21 protein-coding genes are annotated in these 17246 nt (G+C 69.5%); 10 read left to right on the forward strand and 11 right to left on the reverse strand.

Annotated elements, in window-relative coordinates; all coding sequences use genetic code 11:
• Window positions 1-16 precede the first annotated feature (16 nt).
• The gene (gene rlmJ, locus GVY41_RS08200) at window positions 17-802 is read right to left on the reverse strand and encodes a 23S rRNA (adenine(2030)-N(6))-methyltransferase RlmJ (RefSeq protein ID WP_161345111.1); all 786 of its coding nucleotides are present in this window, start codon (window positions 800-802) and stop codon (window positions 17-19) included.
• A gap of 350 nt (window positions 803-1152) precedes the next feature.
• Here rlmJ and GVY41_RS08205 point away from each other — a divergent pair, with 350 nt between their 5' ends.
• The 4 genes from GVY41_RS08205 to rimO all read left to right on the forward strand — a co-directional run bounded on the left by GVY41_RS08205 (window position 1153) and on the right by rimO (window position 5841).
• Window positions 1153-2322: an aspartate aminotransferase family protein gene (locus GVY41_RS08205; RefSeq protein ID WP_161345109.1), complete on the forward strand. Its 1170-nt coding sequence runs from the start codon at window positions 1153-1155 to the stop codon at window positions 2320-2322.
• Window positions 2323-2403: 81 nt separating this feature from the next.
• Window positions 2404-3330 (forward strand): ornithine carbamoyltransferase, encoded by a 927-nt coding sequence (gene argF, locus GVY41_RS08210; protein WP_161345107.1) that lies wholly within the window; start codon window positions 2404-2406, stop codon window positions 3328-3330.
• 321 nt (window positions 3331-3651) lie between these two features.
• The gene (locus tag GVY41_RS08215) at window positions 3652-4302 is read left to right on the forward strand and encodes a GcrA family cell cycle regulator (RefSeq protein WP_161345105.1); all 651 of its coding nucleotides are present in this window, start codon (window positions 3652-3654) and stop codon (window positions 4300-4302) included.
• Between the two features lie 156 nt (window positions 4303-4458).
• Complete coding sequence (rimO, locus tag GVY41_RS08220; protein ID WP_161345103.1) at window positions 4459-5841, forward strand: 30S ribosomal protein S12 methylthiotransferase RimO; 1383 nt, start codon at window positions 4459-4461, stop codon at window positions 5839-5841.
• Between the two features lie 148 nt (window positions 5842-5989).
• Here the strand turns inward: rimO and GVY41_RS08225 are convergent, their stop codons facing one another.
• The 5 genes from GVY41_RS08225 to GVY41_RS08245 form a co-directional block, all read right to left on the reverse strand.
• A complete protein-coding gene (locus tag GVY41_RS08225) occupies window positions 5990-6355 on the reverse strand; it encodes a PRC-barrel domain-containing protein (RefSeq protein ID WP_161656880.1) in 366 nt (121 codons plus the stop codon).
• 87 nt (window positions 6356-6442) lie between these two features.
• On the reverse strand, window positions 6443-6805 hold the full coding sequence (locus tag GVY41_RS08230; protein WP_161345101.1) for a YigZ family protein: 363 nt from the start codon (window positions 6803-6805) through the stop codon (window positions 6443-6445).
• Between the two features lie 157 nt (window positions 6806-6962).
• Window positions 6963-7223: a DUF6455 family protein gene (locus GVY41_RS08235; protein WP_161345099.1), complete on the reverse strand. Its 261-nt coding sequence runs from the start codon at window positions 7221-7223 to the stop codon at window positions 6963-6965.
• Window positions 7207-7494 (reverse strand): DUF6455 family protein, encoded by a 288-nt coding sequence (locus GVY41_RS08240; protein WP_161345097.1) that lies wholly within the window; start codon window positions 7492-7494, stop codon window positions 7207-7209. The genes GVY41_RS08235 and GVY41_RS08240 overlap by 17 nt, the downstream gene beginning before the upstream one ends.
• 130 nt (window positions 7495-7624) lie before the next feature.
• Window positions 7625-8392 carry a M48 family metalloprotease gene (locus tag GVY41_RS08245; RefSeq protein WP_161345095.1) on the reverse strand — a complete coding sequence of 256 codons (768 nt, stop codon included), beginning with the start codon at window positions 8390-8392 and terminating at the stop codon, window positions 7625-7627.
• Window positions 8393-8984: 592 nt separating this feature from the next.
• Between GVY41_RS08245 and GVY41_RS08250 the strand changes: the two genes are divergently transcribed.
• Complete coding sequence (locus tag GVY41_RS08250) at window positions 8985-9230, forward strand: hypothetical protein (RefSeq protein ID WP_161345093.1); 246 nt, start codon at window positions 8985-8987, stop codon at window positions 9228-9230.
• Here the strand turns inward: GVY41_RS08250 and GVY41_RS08255 are convergent.
• Window positions 9227-9478: a DUF167 domain-containing protein gene (locus GVY41_RS08255; RefSeq protein WP_161345091.1), complete on the reverse strand. Its 252-nt coding sequence runs from the start codon at window positions 9476-9478 to the stop codon at window positions 9227-9229. The two genes, GVY41_RS08250 and GVY41_RS08255, sit on opposite strands and share 4 nt — an antisense overlap.
• 86 nt (window positions 9479-9564) lie before the next feature.
• On the opposite strand from GVY41_RS08255, the gene GVY41_RS08260 reads away from it, so the two are divergent.
• The 4 genes from GVY41_RS08260 (at window position 9565) to GVY41_RS08275 (ending at window position 12644) form a co-directional block, all read left to right on the forward strand.
• Window positions 9565-10668 (forward strand): class II histone deacetylase, encoded by a 1104-nt coding sequence (locus tag GVY41_RS08260; RefSeq protein ID WP_161345089.1) that lies wholly within the window; start codon window positions 9565-9567, stop codon window positions 10666-10668.
• Between the two features lie 17 nt (window positions 10669-10685).
• Entirely contained in the window at window positions 10686-11261 is a 576-nt protein-coding gene (locus GVY41_RS08265) for a nitroreductase family protein (protein ID WP_161345087.1), read from the forward strand.
• Window positions 11261-11962, forward strand: coding sequence for an EI24 domain-containing protein (locus tag GVY41_RS08270; RefSeq protein WP_373283285.1), 702 nt, complete (start codon window positions 11261-11263; stop codon window positions 11960-11962). The genes GVY41_RS08265 and GVY41_RS08270 overlap by 1 nt, the downstream gene beginning before the upstream one ends.
• A 130-nt stretch (window positions 11963-12092) precedes the next feature.
• A complete protein-coding gene (locus GVY41_RS08275) occupies window positions 12093-12644 on the forward strand; it encodes an NYN domain-containing protein (protein WP_161345083.1) in 552 nt (183 codons plus the stop codon).
• A 3-nt stretch (window positions 12645-12647) separates the two neighbouring features.
• Here GVY41_RS08275 and GVY41_RS08280 read toward each other — a convergent pair whose 3' ends face one another.
• Together GVY41_RS08280 and mce are read right to left on the reverse strand one after the other, a co-directional pair.
• A complete protein-coding gene (locus GVY41_RS08280; protein WP_161345081.1) occupies window positions 12648-12947 on the reverse strand; it encodes a DUF1467 family protein in 300 nt (99 codons plus the stop codon).
• Window positions 12947-13351, reverse strand: coding sequence for a methylmalonyl-CoA epimerase (gene mce / locus GVY41_RS08285; protein WP_161345079.1), 405 nt, complete (start codon window positions 13349-13351; stop codon window positions 12947-12949). The genes GVY41_RS08280 and mce overlap by 1 nt, the downstream gene beginning before the upstream one ends.
• 369 nt (window positions 13352-13720) lie before the next feature.
• Between mce and GVY41_RS08290 the strand changes: the two genes are divergently transcribed.
• A complete protein-coding gene (locus GVY41_RS08290; protein ID WP_161345531.1) occupies window positions 13721-14515 on the forward strand; it encodes a response regulator in 795 nt (264 codons plus the stop codon).
• A 557-nt stretch (window positions 14516-15072) separates the two neighbouring features.
• On the opposite strand, the gene GVY41_RS08295 is transcribed toward GVY41_RS08290, so the two are convergent.
• Entirely contained in the window at window positions 15073-15783 is a 711-nt protein-coding gene (locus tag GVY41_RS08295) for a GNAT family N-acetyltransferase (RefSeq protein ID WP_161345077.1), read from the reverse strand.
• A 274-nt stretch (window positions 15784-16057) separates the two neighbouring features.
• Window positions 16058-17245 carry a DUF1501 domain-containing protein gene (locus tag GVY41_RS08300; protein ID WP_161345075.1) on the reverse strand — a complete coding sequence of 396 codons (1188 nt, stop codon included), beginning with the start codon at window positions 17243-17245 and terminating at the stop codon, window positions 16058-16060.
• Window position 17246: the final 1 nt, after the last annotated feature.

Genomic DNA, 17246 nt, shown 5'->3' on the forward strand with positions numbered 1-17246 from the left:
TTCAGCGCGCGGGCCTTCAGCGCGCCGGGGCCAGCACCTTCGTCAGCCGCGCTGCCTCCTCGGCCATCCCCCAGGGCGGGTTGACCACGAAGACGCCGCTGCCGACCATGCCATGCCCCGGCCGGGCGGGCTTGAAGGCGACCTCGTGGCGCAGCCCGTCCGGGAACGCTCCCTGCAGCGCCGCCAGCATCGGGCGGTGCAGGGCCGAGGCCAGCAGCGGATACCACAGCATCAGCACGCCCACGTTCCACTTGCGGTTCACCTGGGCCAGGAACCGCGGCATCGTCTCGTAATCGGTCTTCACCTCGAAGCTCGGGTCCACCAGCAACATCCCCCGCCGCGGCTCGGGCGGGGTGCGGGCCAGCACCATCGCCATCCCGTCCTCGCGGTGGCAATTGCCGGTCCAGGGCTCCATCACCTCCAGCAATGCCGCATGTTCCTGCGGATGCAGCTCGGCCAGATGCATGGCATCCCCCGGCCGCAGCGCCAGCGCCGCCAGCAAGGGCGAGCCGGGATAGGCGTCCGGCCCGAACTGCTCGCGCACCTCCCCCAGCAGCCGCAGATAGGGGTGGCCCTTGGGAAACCAGCCCTCGCGCAGCGCCCGCCCAATGCCCTGCGCCGCCTCGCCGGTCTTGGCCGCCTCGGCCCCGTCCAGCGCATAGACCCCGCGCCCGGCATGGCTTTCCAGATAGCTCAGCGGCTTGTCCTTGGCGGTCATGTAGTCCAGCACGAAGGCCAGCAGCGCGTGCTTGTGCAGGTCGGCCAGATTCCCGGCATGATAGATGTGCTGATAGGAAAGCATCAAAGCCTCGCTTGAAAACCCTTCCCCCTATCCGGCTTTTCGCCCCCCAAGGCAACCGCCGCCCCTGCCTTTGCCTTTTCCAAATATCCTCCGGGGGTCCGGGGGTGGAAAACCCCCGGCCTCTCCACCAGCACCCCCGCAAAAATCTCTTTCCCAACGCCCCGCCATGCGCTAGTCATCTGCCCATGATCGCCCAGACCGCAGCCACGCTTGCTCAGTCCCGACGTCGCGCCACCCGCGCCTGACGTTTCGATCTGCCGTGGCCGCAGGCCACACCCCACCCAATCGTCCCTCGTTGACTTGGCCCGGTGCCTGAGGCACCCATTGGCCTTCCCTTATGGAGCTGACCCATGATCGCGTCCGTCCTGCCGACCTACAACCGCGCCCCGCTGTCCTTCACCAGCGGCGAGGGTGCCTGGCTGACCGAGGCGGATGGCAGCCGATATCTCGACCTCGGCGCCGGGATCGCGGTCAATGTGCTTGGCCATGCCAATCCGGATCTGGTCGCCGCGCTGACCGCGCAGGCCGGCAAGCTGTGGCATGTCTCCAACCTCTACCAGATCCCCGAGCAGCAGCGGCTGGCCGACATGCTGGTGGAACACACCTTCGCCGACACGGTGTTCTTCACCAATTCCGGCACCGAGGCGGCAGAGCTGGCGATCAAGATGGCGCGCAAATACTGGTATGAGAAGGGCGCGCCGAACCGGACCCAGATCCTCACCTTCGAGGGCAGCTTCCACGGCCGCTCCACCGGCGCCATCGCCGCCTCGGGGGCCGAGAAGATGGTCAAGGGCTTTGGCCCGCTGATGCCGGGCTTCGTGCATCTGCCCTGGGGCGACATGGAGGCGGTGAAGGCCGCCATCGGCCCGGACACCGCCGCGATCCTGATCGAGCCGGTGCAGGGCGAGGGCGGCATCCGCCCGCTGCCCGACGCCGACCTGAAGGCGCTGCGCACGCTGTGCGATGAGACCGGCACCCTCCTCATCCTCGACGAGGTGCAATGCGGCATGGGCCGGACCGGGCGGCTGTTCGCGCATGAATGGGCCGGGATCACCCCCGATATCATGATGGTCGCCAAGGGCATCGGCGGCGGCTTCCCGCTTGGCGCCGTGCTGGCGACGGAGAACGCCGCTTCGGGCATAGTCGCGGGCACCCACGGCTCCACCTATGGCGGCAACCCGCTGGCCTGCGCCGTCGGCGCAAAGGTGATGGAGATCGTGGCCGACCCGGCGTTCCTGGCCGAGGTGAACCGCAAGGCGGCGCTGCTGCGCCAGCGGCTCGAAGGGCTGGTCGCGGCGCATCCGGATGTGCTCGAGGGCGTGCGCGGCCAGGGGCTGATGCTGGGTTTGAAATGCAAGGTCGCCCCGGCCGAGATGGTCAAGGCCGGCTATGCAGAACATGTGCTGACCGTGCCTGCGGCCGACAATGTGCTGCGCCTGCTGCCGCCGCTCAACATCACCGAGGGCGAGATCACCGAGGCGGTGGCGCGGCTGGACCGTGCCGCCACCCGGCTTGCCTGACATCCCACATTCGGGGGTGACGCCGGCCGTGGCCGGCAGAGGGCGAAGGGCCCCCGCACCCCCGCAAGAAAGACAGATGCGATGAAACATTTCCTCGATATCCACACCACCGCTGCCCCCGACCTGCGGCAGATGATCGATTCTGCCCATGCGATGAAGGCCGCCCGCAATGGCCGCCCGCGCGGCACGCCCGATGACGACCAGCCGCTGGCCGGGCAGATGGTGGCGCTGATCTTCGAAAAGCCCTCCACCCGGACCCGGGTGTCCTTCGATGTCGGCGTGCGCCAGTTGGGCGGGCAGACCATGGTGCTGTCGGGCAAGGAGATGCAGCTGGGGCATGGCGAGACCATTGCCGACACCGCCCGCGTGCTCAGCCGCTATGTCGACCTGATCATGATCCGCACCTTCGAAGAGGCGACGCTGCAGGAGATGGCCGAGCATGCCACGGTGCCGGTCATCAACGGGCTGACCAACCGCACCCATCCGTGCCAGATCATGGCCGATGTGATGACCTATGAAGAGCATCGCGGCCCGATCGCCGGCAAGAAGGTGGTCTGGTCCGGCGACGGCAACAACGTCTGCGCCAGCTTCCTGCATGCCGCGGGGCAGTTCGGCTTCGACTTCACCTTCACCGGGCCGGAGCCGCTGGACCCGGAGCGGGAATGGCTGGACTTCGCCCGGTCGAAGGGATCCGACGTGCAGGTGGTGCGCGATCCGGCGCAGGCGGTCGCGGGTGCCGACCTGGTGGTGGCCGATACCTGGGTCAGCATGCATGACCCGCAATCGGCGCGCGAGCGGCGGCACAACCAGTTGCGCGGCTATCAGGTGAACGAGGCGCTGATGGCGCTGGCCAAACCCGATGCGCTGTTCATGCATTGCCTGCCCGCCCACCGCGATGACGAGGTGACAAGCGCGGTGATGGACGGGCCGCACTCGGTGGTGTTCGACGAGGCCGAAAACCGCCTGCACGCGCAAAAGGCGGTGCTGCGCTGGTGCCTCGGGGTGTGAGGGTCTTCCGGATGGCATGCACCTCTTTTGCCCGGAACAAGGCGCTTTAGCGCCGCCGGGCAGCGCCCGTCCGCCCCCCCGGGCGGGCGCTCCCAACCGTTCCGCGCAGAACGACGGGGGAGGTAAGCCGCACCATAAAGCGCCTAGAACCAAGGTAGCTCGCCCACCCGGCGGACGGGCGCTGCCCTCTGACTGTGCCCGACGCGGCTTGAACTTCCGCCCCCAAGCTTGTATCACCGGGCGTCCTGACTAGATCGGGAGCATCAGAAATTCGCAAGGCCGCCCCAAGCTCGGGGTGTCCGGCAAGCCGAAGGGTCATCCATGTCCTGGACCGACGAGCGCGTCGAGACGCTCAAGAAGATGTGGGCCGAAGGCCAGAGTGCCAGCCAGATCGCCAAGGAGCTTGGCGGGGTCACCCGCAATGCGGTGATCGGCAAGGTGCACCGGCTGGGCCTGTCGAACCGCGTCGGCGGCCCGGCGACGCCCGAGCCGAAACCGGCCGCGCCCGCGCGCCCCGAGCCTGCCGCCGCGCCGCGGCCCGAGGCGGTTGCCCCGCGCGCCGCCCCGCAGGTCGAGGACGAGCCAGTCGCAGCTGCCCCCGCCGCTGCGCGCGCCGAGCCGCCGCGCCCTGCCCCGGCCGCCGCGCCGACCCCGGTGCAGCCTGCCGCGCCCGTTTCGGTCAGCCCCGCCCGCAAGCAGATCGTGCCCGCCGGCCAGCCGCTGCCGCCGCAGCCCTCTGCCGGCGAGATCAGCCCCGAGGCGCTGGCTTCCGTCCGCGAGGTCGAGAAGCGCGCCCGCCGGCTGACGCTGATGGAACTGACCGAGCGCACCTGCAAATGGCCGATCGGCGACCCCGCGACCGATGACTTCTGGTTCTGCGGCCTCGGCAGCATTCCGGGCAAGCCCTATTGCGAGGCGCATGTGGGCGTGGCCTTCCAGCCGATGAGCGCGCGCCGCGACCGTCGGCGCTAGGGCTATACCGGGTTGGGGGGCGCTGCCCCCCGTCCGCTTACGCGGACTCCCCCCGGGATATTTTTGCCAGCAAGAAGGGGAAGGGCGCGGCTCTTCCCTTGTCGTTTCAGAAGACACGTTTCAGGGGCCCGTCCCCGCCATCCTCAGGGACAGCCGATGAGCGCCAACCCACCCAGCCTTCGCCCCGATCTAGCGCCTGCCCCGGTCTTCTCCGGCGCCATCCGTCCGGGTCAGCCCCGGATCGGCATGGTCAGCCTTGGCTGCCCCAAGGCGCTGGTCGACAGCGAGCGGATCCTGACCCGGCTGCGGGCCGAGGGCTATGCGATCAGCCCCGATTACCGCGGCGCCGATGCAGTCATCGTCAACACCTGCGGCTTTCTGGACAGCGCCAAGGCCGAGAGCCTGGAGGCGATCGGCGAGGCGCTGCGCGAGAACGGGCGCGTGCTGGTGACCGGCTGTCTCGGCGCGGACCCGGAGTTCATCACTGGCGCGCACCCCTCGGTGTTGGCCGTGACCGGGCCGCATCAGTATGAGGCGGTGCTGGATGCGGTGCACAAGGCGGTGCCGCCAAGCCCCGATCCGTTCATCGACCTGCTGCCGGCGACGGGGGTGTCGCTGACCCCGCGGCATTACAGTTACGTCAAGATTTCAGAGGGTTGCAACCACAAGTGCAAGTTCTGCATCATCCCCGACATGCGCGGCAAGCTGGTAAGCCGCCCTGCCCATGCCGTGCTGCGCGAAGCGGAAAAGCTGGTGGAAGCTGGCGTGCGCGAGCTGCTGGTGATCTCGCAGGACACGTCTGCCTACGGGCTGGACCGCAGGCATGACCTGCATCCCTGGAAGGGCGGCGAGGTGCGTAGCCACATCACCGATCTGGCGCGCGAGATGGGCAAGCTGGGGGCCTGGGTGCGGCTGCATTACGTCTATCCCTATCCGCATGTGCGGGACCTGATCCCGCTGATGGCCGAGGGGACGATCCTGCCCTATCTCGACATCCCGTTCCAGCACGCGCACCCGGACGTGCTGCGGCGGATGGCGCGGCCGGCGGCGGCAGCGAAGACGCTGGACGAGATCGCCGCCTGGCGGGCTGTTTGCCCGAAGATCACCCTGCGGTCCACCTTCATCGTCGGCTATCCCGGCGAGACCGAGGCGGAATTCCAGACGCTGCTGGACTGGATGGACGAGGCGCAACTCGACCGCGTCGGCTGCTTCCAGTACGAGAACGTCGCCGGGGCGCGGTCGAACGCGCTGCCGGATCATGTGCCGGCCGAGGTGAAGCAGGACCGCTGGGACCGCTTCATGGAAAAGGCGCAGGCGATTTCCGAGGCGAAGCTGGCGGCCAAGGTCGGCACGGTGCAGCAGGTGATCGTCGATGCGGTGGACGGCGAGGGCGCGACCTGCCGCACCATGGCGGACGCGCCCGAGATCGACGGCAATCTGTTCATCGACGAGGGCTTCGAGGGGCTGGCGCCGGGGGATATCGTCCCGGTGACGGTCGACGAGGCCGGGGAGTATGATCTGTGGGGGACGCGGGCGTAAAGGCGAAAAAGTCGTGTTTGTGATAGTCCAGTGGCAAAGCTATCTTTGAAAGCCCGCCAATAATTGCATTTCCGCAAGCACCACATAGCAAAACCCCGCGCCTTGGCGCGGGGTTTTCCGTTCAGCGGGCTGCGGGGGCCCTTGGCGATTACACCCAGTAGGGGGCTGCGCCGTAGTAGGTGAAATAGCCTTCTTCCCACTGGCGGTCGCTGCGCCAGTTGTCATTGCGCACCGGGGCACCTTCCAGCTGGTCCTTGGTGATGTCGGTCACATAGCCGTCCAGCTCGGTGTCGTAGCGCAGCTTGCTCCACGGGATCGGATGGTGATCCTCGCCCATGCCCAGAAAGCCGCCAAAGCCCATGACCGCATAGGCCACCTTGCCCGACTGCTTGTCGATCATCAGCTCGTCGATATGGCCAAGCTTGTCGCCGGTGGGGCTGTACACCTTGGTGCCGTTCACGTCCGAGGACGAGATCTGCGGCTGGCTCGCGCTGCTGGTATATTGGTCTGTCATGTCGTGATCCTCCAGTTGGCTGGGATGATGCAGACACAACGCAGGCAGGCCAAAGCTGTTCCGACATTCCCCGGCGGCAGGCGCGTTTCAACCGCCCTCGCCAAGCGCCGCGCGCACTGCCGTCTGCACATGGCGAAAGCGGTCGCCGCCAAGGTTCACCCCGCCATACCAGCGGGTGACGATGACGACGTGATTGACCCGCCCTGCCCGCTCCAGCATCCGCAGGATCACCGCGCCGGCGCCGGATTCGCCATCGTCGGCCTTCACCGGCTCGCGGCCCTCCGGCCCGTCCAGCAGCACCGCCCAGCTGTTATGGGTAGCGCGAGCGAAACGGCGGGATGTCTTCAGCGCGGCCACCACCGCCAGCGCCTCGGCCCGGCTGGCGGCGGGCGCATCGGTGACGGCGTAGCGGGAGCCGCGGTCGGTGGCGACGTCGAGAATGGTGCGCATGGGCTGCCTCCTGTTGCCGGAAGTGCCACGAAACGGCGGCCAAAGGGAAGACCGCCCCCAAAATGCGGACGGGGCGCGGCCCCTCCAGACCCCGCCCCGTCCCTCGCGCCGCTGCCTGCCCCCGCAGGACCTGCGGCGCGGACCTTTCCCGGGCTTTTCAGCCCAGATCCTGTAACTCCGCGAGCAGCGCCCGGTTGGCGCAGTAGTCGGGCGCCTCGGCGCAGGCCGCGCCGCCTGCCGTCTGGAAGGCCAGGCAATCGGCCGGCTGGCTGCAGCTGCGGCAGCGCGTGACCATGCCCGCGAAATCGGCCCGGGTCAGCGTGCCCTCATGCAGCACTGCGTCCAGCGAGACGCCCACCCGCGCCGCCATGCCGCGGGTCAGCCACAGATGCGTTCCGACATCACCCTGCAGTCCCATTGCGCGCCTCCTTGCCCTGCGCCAGCCGCGCCATCAGATCGGTGTTCCGGCAATAGTCCGGCGGGGCCTCGGCCCCGGTGTCCTGGTGCTCGGCGAGCCAGGTCATGCAATCTCCCGGATCGGCGCAGCAGGTGCAGGACATCACCGCATCGCGCCAGGTCTCGGCCGAAAGCCGCCCCTCACGGGTGGCTTGGCTCAGGTCGAGGCCAAGCGTTTCGGCCATGCGGCTGACCAGCGCGGCGTGGCGGTTGAGCGTGCGGGCTTCACACATGGGCGCTCCTTTCTGGCCGGATCGCTGGGACCGGATGCCAAGAAGATGCCGATGGGGGGCCGCCGCTGCCATGATCCAGATCAAGCGGCGGGCGGGCCCGGTCGGCGCGGCGGTTTCCCGCTGGGCCGGCTCACATCCCGCGGCCCGCGCGCAGGTCGGCGACGGTGCGGCGCACGATATCGACCCGCGCGGCATTGGGCGGGTGGCTGCCCATGAAGCGGTCGCCCGGATCTGGCAGGCGGGTGAAGAACATGGCGCCGCGTTCGGGATCGAAGCCCGCGTTCCAGGCGATCACGGTGCCAAGCTGGTCGGCCTCGAGCTCGTAGTTCTTCGCATAGGCGCGCCCCGCGAGACCGGCACCGATGTTCTGGGCGCTGCGCACCGTGGCCTCGTCATAGCCGTAGGCCGCCGCCAGCCCGCCCAACAGGATCGCACCGGTCGAGGCGGTCTGCTGCTGGCGCGGGATATGGCCGGCGATGTGATGCGCGGCCTCATGCCCCATCACGAAGGCCAGCTCATCGACATTGCGGACCTCGGCGATCAGCGGCAGGTTGAAGGCGATGACCGGACGGCCGGCCTCGTCGAGCGTCTGGAAGGCGTTGGGCGACTGGCCGGGACGGTCATCGACCACGATCTGGTAGTCGCAATTGGCGCCGCGGGCGCGCTTGAGGCATTCCGACAGGATCACCGGCTCCATCCGGTTCACCACGGCGACGAAGTTCTGCGCGGCCTGGCTGGGCGAGAGCGCCTGGCCCTCATAGACCGGGTCCGGGGCGGGCGTGTAGACCGGGGAGGGTGCGGGCAGCGGCGCGCAGGCGGCGAGCGCCAGCAGGCTGGCGGCGAGGACGGGTGCCAGCCGCAGGCCGGGGAATGACGGCAGGAAGTCAGGCAAGCGCATCCGGGGTCGGCTCCTTGTCAGGTCCAGTTTCGGGGCGCGGGGACGCGGACCTCTGGCGGGCAAATTACCGATGGTTGCGAGGCGGGGGAAGGGGCTCTCGCAGCGCTCACGCGGGGGTGATGGGGGCTCCTTGAAGGGTGGGCTACGAGTCTACAGTGCCGCTTGGCCTGCGCCCGAAATCCCGGGCACCTGCGTAGCTCCCCTTGGCGAAGGCCATCGCCTTGGCCACAAACCGCCGTATCAACCCACACCGGACGGGCCCCAAAGGGCCCGGCCAGCGCCCGCCCTCCCGGCCCGGCCCAAGCTGTGCATTCCTTGGCCGGGCGTTCTTCGCGGAAACCTTCCACTGGAAGGTTTCTGTTCGCTCATCACCCTCTGGCGGGCGCTTCTCGCCCGCCAGGTCGGGCGCTGGCCTCATACGGTCTCGCGTGGCCAGCGGCACCGAGGCAACCGCCACAGCGCGGGCGGGGGCGAGGCAGTGCCTCGCCTTTTCCCGCCCGGATCCAACTCGTCCGACCTCAGCTTTCGGGGGTGCAGTCCCGCCAGATCCCTGTCATCATCCTCCCATCCGCAGTCCCCACGGAGGCCCGCCATGTTCACCATCGAGCACGATTTCGACGCGACCGTCATCACCCTGGTCGATGAAGGCTCCACCCATTTGCAAGAGGATGTGACGGTGCAGGGCTTCGAGGATTGCGTCACCGTCCAGCAATACGATGCCCGCCGCGACGAGGTGGTGACCATCACCCTGTCGCTGGCGCAGGTGCGGGAACTGGCGGCCTCGCTGGACCTGCCCGAGGGCGTCTACCGGATGAAGGCGACGCTGAAGACGGGCTAATCCAGCCGGAACAGCTTGTCGCGCGAGGTGGCGCCGCGGATCAGCACCAGCCGGGATTTCGCGACCCCAAGCGCCTTTGCCAGCAACTTTTGCACGGCGGCATTGGCCTTCCCATCCTCCGGCACCACAGTGACATAGACCCGGATCTCGCCGCCTTCCGCCAGCACGGCATTGCGCGAGGCGCGGGGCGTCACCCGCACCGCGAACTCGGCACCGGGCAGCGCCAGCGCGGTCAGGTCACCCGTCATCCTTGGTCCTTTCGTCTCTGGTCACTTGGGTAGCCCAAGGCTAGGCTCCGCGCCAGATCCGTCCCCCCTTCCCCCGGAGGCTCCCGATGACCGCAGGCACAGGCTTTTTCACCGACGAGCGCTGCTTCTGGCATGGCGGGGGAAACTACGCCCTGACCCTGCCCGTGGGCGGCTTCGTGCAACCGGGCGGCGGGCTGCCCGAAAGCCCCGAGACCAAGCGGCGGCTGAAGAACCTCTTGGAGGTGAGCGGCCTGATGCGCGAGCTGTCGGTGCAATCGGCGCCCGAAGCCACGCGCGAGGAGCTGCTGCGCGTCCATCCCGCCAGCTACCTCGATGCCTTCAAGGCCGCCTCGGACGCGGGCGGCGGCGAGCTTGGCCTGCGCACCCCCTTCGGCCGCGGCGGCTATGAGATTGCGGCATTGTCGGCGGGGCTGGCGACCGGCGCGCTGCGCGCCGTGCTGAAGGGTGATCTGGCCAATGCCTATTCCCTCTCGCGCCCGCCGGGGCATCATGCGCTGCCCGATTTCCCTAACGGCTTTTGCCTGCTGAACAACATCGCCATCGCCGTGCGCGCGGTGCAGGCCGAGGGGCTGGCCCGCCGCGTCGCGGTCATCGACTGGGACGTGCATCACGGCAATGGCACGGAAGCGATCTTCTGGGAGGATCCGGAGGTCCTGACCCTCTCGATCCATCAGGAGCGCAACTATCCGCTGGATACCGGCGACGCGATGGCGCGGGGGGCTGGGCGCGGGCATGGCTTCAACGTCAACCTGCCGCTGCCGCCCGGCGCCGGGCATGACAGCTATCTGCAGGTGATGGACCGCATTATCCTGCCGCTTCTGGCGCGGTTCCGGCCCGAGGTGATCGTGGTCGCCTGCGGCTATGACGCCTCGGCGATGGACCCGCTGGGGCGGATGCTTGCCACCGCCGAGACTTTCCGCGAACTGACCCGCATGGCCAAGGCCGCCGCGGGGGAACTCTGCGGCAGCCGCCTCGTGCTGGTGCATGAGGGCGGCTATTCCGAGGTGCATGTCCCCTTCTGCGGCCATGCCGTGATGGAAGAGCTGTCGGGCAGCGGCATCCGCGCGCCCGACCCGCTGGCCGCCACCCTCGCCGCCCGGCAGCCCGGCCCTGCCGCAAGCGCCTTCCACACCAGCCAGATCGACGCACTGGCCGCGATGTTCCTCTAAGCCTTCCGGAGACCCCCATGCCTGCCCCCAACCAAGCCGCGCTCGACTTCCTGCTGACCCGCCGCTCGCGCCCCGCCAAGACCCTCGCCGCGCCGGGGCCGGACCGCACGGCGCTGGAGCCGATCCTGACCGCCGGGCTGCGCGTGCCCGACCATGGCAAGCTGGAGCCCTGGCGGCTGATGGTGCTGGAAGGCGCGGCGCTGGCCCGGCTGGCGCAACTGGCCGCCGATCTGGGGGAGGCCTCGGGCAAGCCGCCGGAACAGACCGCCAAGGGCGTCTCGCAATTCTCGGAAAGCCCACTTTGCGTCGCCGTCGTCGCCGTGCCCCGCCCCACAGACAAGGTGCCGGCCTGGGAGCAGGAGCTGTCGGCGGGCTGCGTCTGCCTCAGCCTCGTCAACGCCGCCCTCGCCGCGGGCTGGGGCGCGTGCTGGCTGACCGGCTGGCCGGCCTATGACGCGGCGTTCCTTACCGGCCTCGGCCTCGGCCCGGGCGAGCGCATCGCCGGCTTCGTCCATATCGGCACCGAAACCGTGGCCCCGCCGGAACGCCCCCGCCCCGACCTTTCCGCCACCGTCGCCTGGGTTTCCGAATGATCTTTGCCAGCTTCACCGCCGCCCTTGGCCAACTCACCGACCGGCGCTTCCTGCGCGTGCTGCTGCTCGGCCTCGGCCTGACGCTGGCGCTGCTCTTCGCGCTCTACACCGCCTTCATCTATCTGATCGGCTGGGCCACCCCCGACACCATGACCCTGCCGATCGTCGGCGAGGTCGGATGGATCGACGATCTGCTGTCCTGGGGCTCGATCCTGCTGATGATCGCGCTCTCGGTGTTCCTGATGGTGCCGGTCGCCTCGGCCTTTACCGGCTTCTTTCTGGATGACGTCGCCGAGGCGGTGGAGGCAAAGCATTACCCCGGCCTGCCCCCGGCCCAGGGCACGCCCTTCTTCGACGGGCTGATCGACGCCATCAACTTCTTCGGCGTGCTGGTTGCGGTCAACCTCTTGGCGATGATCGCCTATTTCTTCGTCGGCCCCTTCGCGCCGGTGCTGTTCTGGGCGGTGAACGGCTATCTGCTGGGGCGCGAGTATTTCACGCTGGTCGCGATGCGCCGGATCGGGCGTCAGGGCGCGGCGGCGATGCGGCGGCGCTATTCGGGGCGGATCTGGCTGGCGGGGGTGCTGATGGCGATGCCGCTGACCATCCCGGTGGTGAACCTGCTGGTGCCGCTGCTGGGGGCCGCGACCTTCACCCATCTTTATCACAAGACCGTCGCTGCCGAAGCCCGGGCAAGCTGACCGCGACTGGCCGCTTGGCAGCCGATGCCGCTTATGGCGGCTTGGCAGCCGATGCCGCTTATGGCGGCTTGGCAGCCGATGCCGCTTTTGGCGGCTTGGCAGCCGCCGGGCCCCGCGCTACTCCTGCGCCATGACCACCCCGCTGATCCTGCTTGGCCTCTCGCTCACCGCCCTCGCCGCCGGCTTCGCGCTGCCCGGGCTGGCGGACCTCTTGCTGCTGGCCGTGCCCTGCACGCTGGCAAGCCTCTGGCTGCTGCTGCGCGCCGCGCTTGGCAAGGACCGGCAGAAATGCATCGTCGTCGACGGATCGAACGTGATGCACTGGAACGGCAATATCCCGCAGATCGAGACGCTGCAGGAGGTGTTGGACCAGCTGATCCGCCACGGCTACACCCCCGGCGTGGTCTTCGATGCCAATGCCGGCTACCTGATCTCGGGCCGGCACCTCAATGACCGGGCGCTTGCCCGGATGCTGGGGCTGCCGCAAGACAGGGTGATGGTGGTCCCCAAGGGCAGCCCCGCCGACCCCACGGTTCTCGCCGCCGCCCGCGATCTGGGCGCGCGGATCGTCAGCAACGACCGCTACCGCGATTGGGCCGACGGGCACCCGGAGATTCAGGAGCCCGGCTGGATCATCCGCGGCGATTACCGGACCGGCACGCTGCGGATGGACCTGAGCTGAAGGTCAGTCCGGCTGGTTCCCGTACCACCCGCCGCCCGGCCCCATCCGGTGGAACCAGTCGAAATCCTGCACGGTGATCCAGCCCGACACGATGACCCCGGCCAGCACGCACCACAGCCCCGCCGCGATCAGCGTGGTCAGCCGCGCCTTGCGCCCCACCATCTCGGTGGAGGGCGCCGAGGGCGGTGTGCCCGGCACCACCGACCCGGCCTCGGCCTGGCTTTGAAAGCGGATCGGCAGCACCACGAAGAAGGTCAGGAACCACAGGACGGCGAAGAGGACGATGGCAGAGGTGATCGACATCAGACCTGCTCCAGCTCGACAAGACAGCCGTTGAAATCCTTCGGGTGCAGGAACAGCACCGGCTTGCCATGCGCGCCGATCTTCGGCTCGCCCGTCCCCAGCACCCGCGCGCCCGAGGCTTGCAGCTGGTCGCGCGCCGCCAGGATGTCATCCACCTCATAGCAGATGTGATGGATGCCCCCCGCCGGGTTCTTTTCCAGGAAGCCGGTGATAGGGGAGTTCTCGCCCAGCGGGTAGAGCAGCTCGATCTTGGTGTTCGGCAACTCGATGAACACCACGGTCACGCCATGATCGGGCTCGTCCTGCGGCGCGCCGACCTTTGTGCCCAAGGTGCTGCGATACTGCTCCGCCGCCGCGGTCAGGTCCGGCACGGCAATGGCGACATGGTTCAGGCGTCCGATCATGATGGCTCTCCTCGCGCTTTGCCCGCCTTATGCGGCAGGGCGCCCCCCCCGCGCAAGCGGCGCATCGCCGCTGGCGCGATTCTCACCGGCATGTGCAAGCGGCGCATCGCCGCTGGCGCGATTCTCACCGGCATGTGCAAGCGGCGCATCGCCGCTGGCGCGATTCTCACCGGCATGTGCAAGCGGCGCATCGCCGCGTGCCGGGCCGGCGCGCCGCCTCGGCCCGGTTTACCGCCTGTTAGCCATTGCCGCGCTCTACTGCGAGTCGTGGATGACCAGAAGGACACCCCCCGCCCTGCAACACCCCCAAAGGCTGCCGCCATGACCGATGACCTGCCCCCCGCCCCGCACCATGACGTTTCCGCCTACATGACCCATCCCGCACCCTCGGCCGCGCGCCCGTTGCAGGGGTTGACCGTGCTGCTGGTCGAGGACAGCCGCTTCGCGTCCGAGGCGATGCGGCTCCTCTGCCTGCGCTCGGGCGCCCGCATCCGCCGCGCCGACAGCCTGCGCGCCGCGCATCGGCATCTGGCCACCTACCGGCCCTCGGCGGTGATCGTCGACATGGGCCTGCCCGATGGCTCCGGCGCCGACCTGATCCGCGAACTTGCGGCGCTGCAGCCGCGGATGTCGGTGATCCTCGGCACCTCCGGCTCGGATGATCTCGAGGCGTTGGCGCTGGCGGCGGGGGCGGACGGCTTCCTGCCCAAGCCCATCGAAAGCCTCGCCCTGTTCCAGACCGCCGTGCTGGCCGCCCTGCCGCCCTCGCAGCGCCCCAGCGGCCCCCGCGCCCTACCCGGCGAGATCGTTCACCCCGACCTCCTGGCCCTGCGCGACGATCTGGTGCTGGCCGCCGGCCTGCTTGCCGGAACCGAGGAGGAGGGGAACGTGGAAGCGGGCCCCCTGCCGTCCGGATCCCCGCATGCCGCAACCGCGCTGGACTCTGCACCCTGCAACCCGGCTGCCGCCACCGGCACTCCAGCCACCCTCGACTATGTCGCACAATTCCTCGGCGGCCTCGCCCGGATCAGCCATGACCGCCCCCTCGCCGAAGCCGCCACCGCCCTGCAACAGGACCGCGCCGCAGGCCGCGAAACCCGCGCCGACCACTCCCGCCTCAGCCGCCTGGTGCAAGCCCGCCTCGCCGCTGGCGCCCCGATCTGAGGCGAGGGCAGCGCGCGGGCAGACGGTGTCGTGCAGACAGGTGAACCGGGCGCCCATCAGATCGGCCCGGCCCGGCCGCGCGCCCAAGACCCGGCACCAAGGCGGACGGCGCACCCTGCACCCGCAGCTTCGCGCCCCTGAACCGCTTGGCCCCGGCCTCGACAGGCGCCGGCACGTCATGCGCGCCCCCATCCACCCGGCACGCCTGCAGCCCGGCATCGCAGCCTGCCCCGATCAGGGGCGGTCTTGGGCGTTGCGCCTGCAATCTGCACGCCGGGCGCCCTCGCCAGATCCGCGGCGCCCCAGGGGCGACATCAGCCAACGCGGCGGAAATCCGCGGCCCCCGCGCCCTGCCCCCGCAGTCCATCCCCGGGGAGCTTGCGCCCAACGTCGGCCCCATCGATGCGGCCACGATCCAAGGCGCGACGTCCCCCGCGGCAGCGCACACCATCCTTCTTGCTGGTCAAAATATCCTCGGGGGGTGCGGGGGGCAGACAGCCCCCCGCCTTCTTCACGAAAATCACCCCTCCGCACCATTCGCGCGCCGAGCGAGCCTCTTACCCCAGCGCCGGGTCCGAGCTCACCCGCACCAGCGCCGTCAGGTCGGACAGCCGTTCGATCTGCATCCCGGCATCGGTGAAGTTCCCCGGCGACAGCCAGACCCGGAACGCCTCGGCCAGCGCCGGCCAGTCGCCATCGGTCACCGCGAACCAGGCGGTATCGCGGTTGCGGCCCTTCACGATCGTCGCCTGCCGGAAGGTGCCCTCATGGCTGAAGCCCAGCCGCTGCGCCGCCCGGCGCGAGGGGATGTTCAGCGCATCGCATTTCCACTCGAACCGCCGATAGCCCGCGCCAAAGGCCCAGTCCATCATCAGCACCAGCGCCTCGGTTGCGGCGCGGGTGCGCTGCAGTTCCGGCGCCAGGTTGATATGGCCGATCTCGATGCAGCCCACCTCGGGCGTGATCCGCAGATAGCTTGCCACCCCGCCCAGATGCCCGGTCTCCAGATCGCGGATCGCATAGAAGAACGGATCGGCCTGTCCGGCCACCTCGCGCATCCAGCGGTGATAGCCCGCCAGGGAAGCGAAGGGCCCATAGGGCAGATAGTCCCAGATTGCATCATCGGCGGAATTGGCGCGGAACAGGTCCGCCGCATGGTCCTCGGGCTCCAGCCGCTCCAGCCGCGCCCAAAGCCCCTCCAGCGCCTCTGGCCCCGGGCGCGGCGGCGCTGTCCAATCCACCACCGGCTCGCCGAACATGCGCTGCATCTGATCTCTCTCCGCTCAAACCCGGTCCGCCGGGGCCCCTGCCCCTGCCCGTCCGCCGTCCCCCGATCCTATGCCGCCCGCAAGGCGCCGTCACGGGGCGATTTTGCGTCGCCCGACAGGAGTTGCACGCCCCCTCGCGCCACAACCCCCGCGCCCCTTCCCTTCGTTCTGGTCCAAATATCCTCGGGGGGCGCGGGGGGCAGAAGGCCCCCCCGCCTTCTTTCGTTTCCTGCGGGGCAGACAGCCCCCGGCCCCCAGCCACGCAGCGCAGCGCCTACAGCAGCAGCCCCGGATCGCTGCCCATCTGCAGCCCCGGGAACACGCTGCCCTCGATCAGCCCGGCGTCGAGCCCATAGAGCCCGCGCATCGCCCAGCCGGCCCAGGCGCGCACGTCGCTCGTCGGCATCAGGTCTCGCCCGGCGTAAAGGTCGGCCTCGGCCAGCCCCGGCCAGCGCCCATGCACCCGCCCGCCGCGCACCGCGCCGCCCGCGACCAGCATCGCGCCGCCAGTGCCATGGTCGGTGCCCATCGAGCCGTTCTCGCGCACGGTGCGGCCGAACTCGGTCATCGCCAGCACCGTGGTCTGCCCCCAGACCGGCCCCAGCCCGTCCTTCAGCGCCAGCACGGTCTCCGACAGCCGCCGCAGCCCGGCCTTCATCGCGCCGGGCTGGTTGCGATGCGTGTCCCAGCCGCCCACCGAAAACGACGCGATCCGCGTTTCCTCGCGCAGCCGGGCCGCGGCAAACTCGGCCAGCTTCAGCGGCTGGCGGTTGGCATCGCCGCCCATTTTATCTCCCGGCGCCATATCGGCACTGATCTCCACCGCCTCGGTCGCGGCATCGCGGAACAGCGGGTCGTCGTGATAGACATGGTCCAGCAGCAGCCGCGCCTGCGCCGACAGGTCGAGCCGCGAGGCCGGGGCCCAGCTGGCCGAGGGCGCCGCCCCCGACAGGATCAGCATCTCCTCGGCCCCGACCGAAAACGCGGTCTGCGACTGCACCCCCGGCATCCCCTGCAGCATCCGGTTCAGCCAGCCCTCGCGCGCCATGCCCACCGGCACATCCATGCCGGTGCCGGCCTCCAGCAGGTCCTGCCCGTCGAAATGGCTGCGCTTGTCGCGGTAGGGGGTCGATGTCGCGTGAACGAACCCCAGCTCCCCCGCAGCCCACAGCGGCATCAGCTTGGCCAGCCCCGGATGCGCGGCCCAGAAATCATCCAGCGGCAGCGCTCCGTCCTCAGCCCCCACCGCCAGCGCGGCAAGGCCGGGGCGATAGCGCGCAAAGCCCGCATCGCCGCGCGGCTGCACCAGATCCAGCCCGTCCATCGCTCCGCGCAGGATGATCACCACCAGCCGGTTCTCGCCCGGCGCCGCGGCAAAGGTGGCGGTGGACAGCAGCGGGTGCGCCGCGGCAGAGCAGCCGATCAGCGCCGAGCCTTGCAAGAACAACCGTCGGTTCAGCATC

It is taken from the genome of Frigidibacter albus (genome assembly GCF_009908165.1).
In the GTDB taxonomy this organism is placed as follows: Bacteria; Pseudomonadota; Alphaproteobacteria; order Rhodobacterales; family Rhodobacteraceae; genus Frigidibacter; species Frigidibacter albus.

Coding starts and splice junctions, on each gene's coding strand:
- rlmJ (WP_161345111.1), bottom strand. CDS start 802: ATGCTTTCCTATCAGCACATCTATCATGCCGGGAATCTGGCCGACCTG.
- GVY41_RS08205 (WP_161345109.1), top strand. CDS start 1,153: ATGATCGCGTCCGTCCTGCCGACCTACAACCGCGCCCCGCTGTCCTTC.
- argF (WP_161345107.1), top strand. CDS start 2,404: ATGAAACATTTCCTCGATATCCACACCACCGCTGCCCCCGACCTGCGG.
- GVY41_RS08215 (WP_161345105.1), top strand. CDS start 3,652: ATGTCCTGGACCGACGAGCGCGTCGAGACGCTCAAGAAGATGTGGGCC.
- rimO (WP_161345103.1), top strand. CDS start 4,459: ATGAGCGCCAACCCACCCAGCCTTCGCCCCGATCTAGCGCCTGCCCCG.
- GVY41_RS08225 (WP_161656880.1), bottom strand. CDS start 6,355: ATGACAGACCAATATACCAGCAGCGCGAGCCAGCCGCAGATCTCGTCC.
- GVY41_RS08230 (WP_161345101.1), bottom strand. CDS start 6,805: ATGCGCACCATTCTCGACGTCGCCACCGACCGCGGCTCCCGCTACGCC.
- GVY41_RS08235 (WP_161345099.1), bottom strand. CDS start 7,223: ATGGGACTGCAGGGTGATGTCGGAACGCATCTGTGGCTGACCCGCGGC.
- GVY41_RS08240 (WP_161345097.1), bottom strand. CDS start 7,494: ATGTGTGAAGCCCGCACGCTCAACCGCCACGCCGCGCTGGTCAGCCGC.
- GVY41_RS08245 (WP_161345095.1), bottom strand. CDS start 8,392: ATGCGCTTGCCTGACTTCCTGCCGTCATTCCCCGGCCTGCGGCTGGCA.
- GVY41_RS08250 (WP_161345093.1), top strand. CDS start 8,985: ATGTTCACCATCGAGCACGATTTCGACGCGACCGTCATCACCCTGGTC.
- GVY41_RS08255 (WP_161345091.1), bottom strand. CDS start 9,478: ATGACGGGTGACCTGACCGCGCTGGCGCTGCCCGGTGCCGAGTTCGCG.
- GVY41_RS08260 (WP_161345089.1), top strand. CDS start 9,565: ATGACCGCAGGCACAGGCTTTTTCACCGACGAGCGCTGCTTCTGGCAT.
- GVY41_RS08265 (WP_161345087.1), top strand. CDS start 10,686: ATGCCTGCCCCCAACCAAGCCGCGCTCGACTTCCTGCTGACCCGCCGC.
- GVY41_RS08275 (WP_161345083.1), top strand. CDS start 12,093: ATGACCACCCCGCTGATCCTGCTTGGCCTCTCGCTCACCGCCCTCGCC.
- GVY41_RS08280 (WP_161345081.1), bottom strand. CDS start 12,947: ATGTCGATCACCTCTGCCATCGTCCTCTTCGCCGTCCTGTGGTTCCTG.
- mce (WP_161345079.1), bottom strand. CDS start 13,351: ATGATCGGACGCCTGAACCATGTCGCCATTGCCGTGCCGGACCTGACC.
- GVY41_RS08290 (WP_161345531.1), top strand. CDS start 13,721: ATGACCCATCCCGCACCCTCGGCCGCGCGCCCGTTGCAGGGGTTGACC.
- GVY41_RS08295 (WP_161345077.1), bottom strand. CDS start 15,783: ATGCAGCGCATGTTCGGCGAGCCGGTGGTGGATTGGACAGCGCCGCCG.
- GVY41_RS08300 (WP_161345075.1), bottom strand. CDS start 17,245: ATGCTGAACCGACGGTTGTTCTTGCAAGGCTCGGCGCTGATCGGCTGC.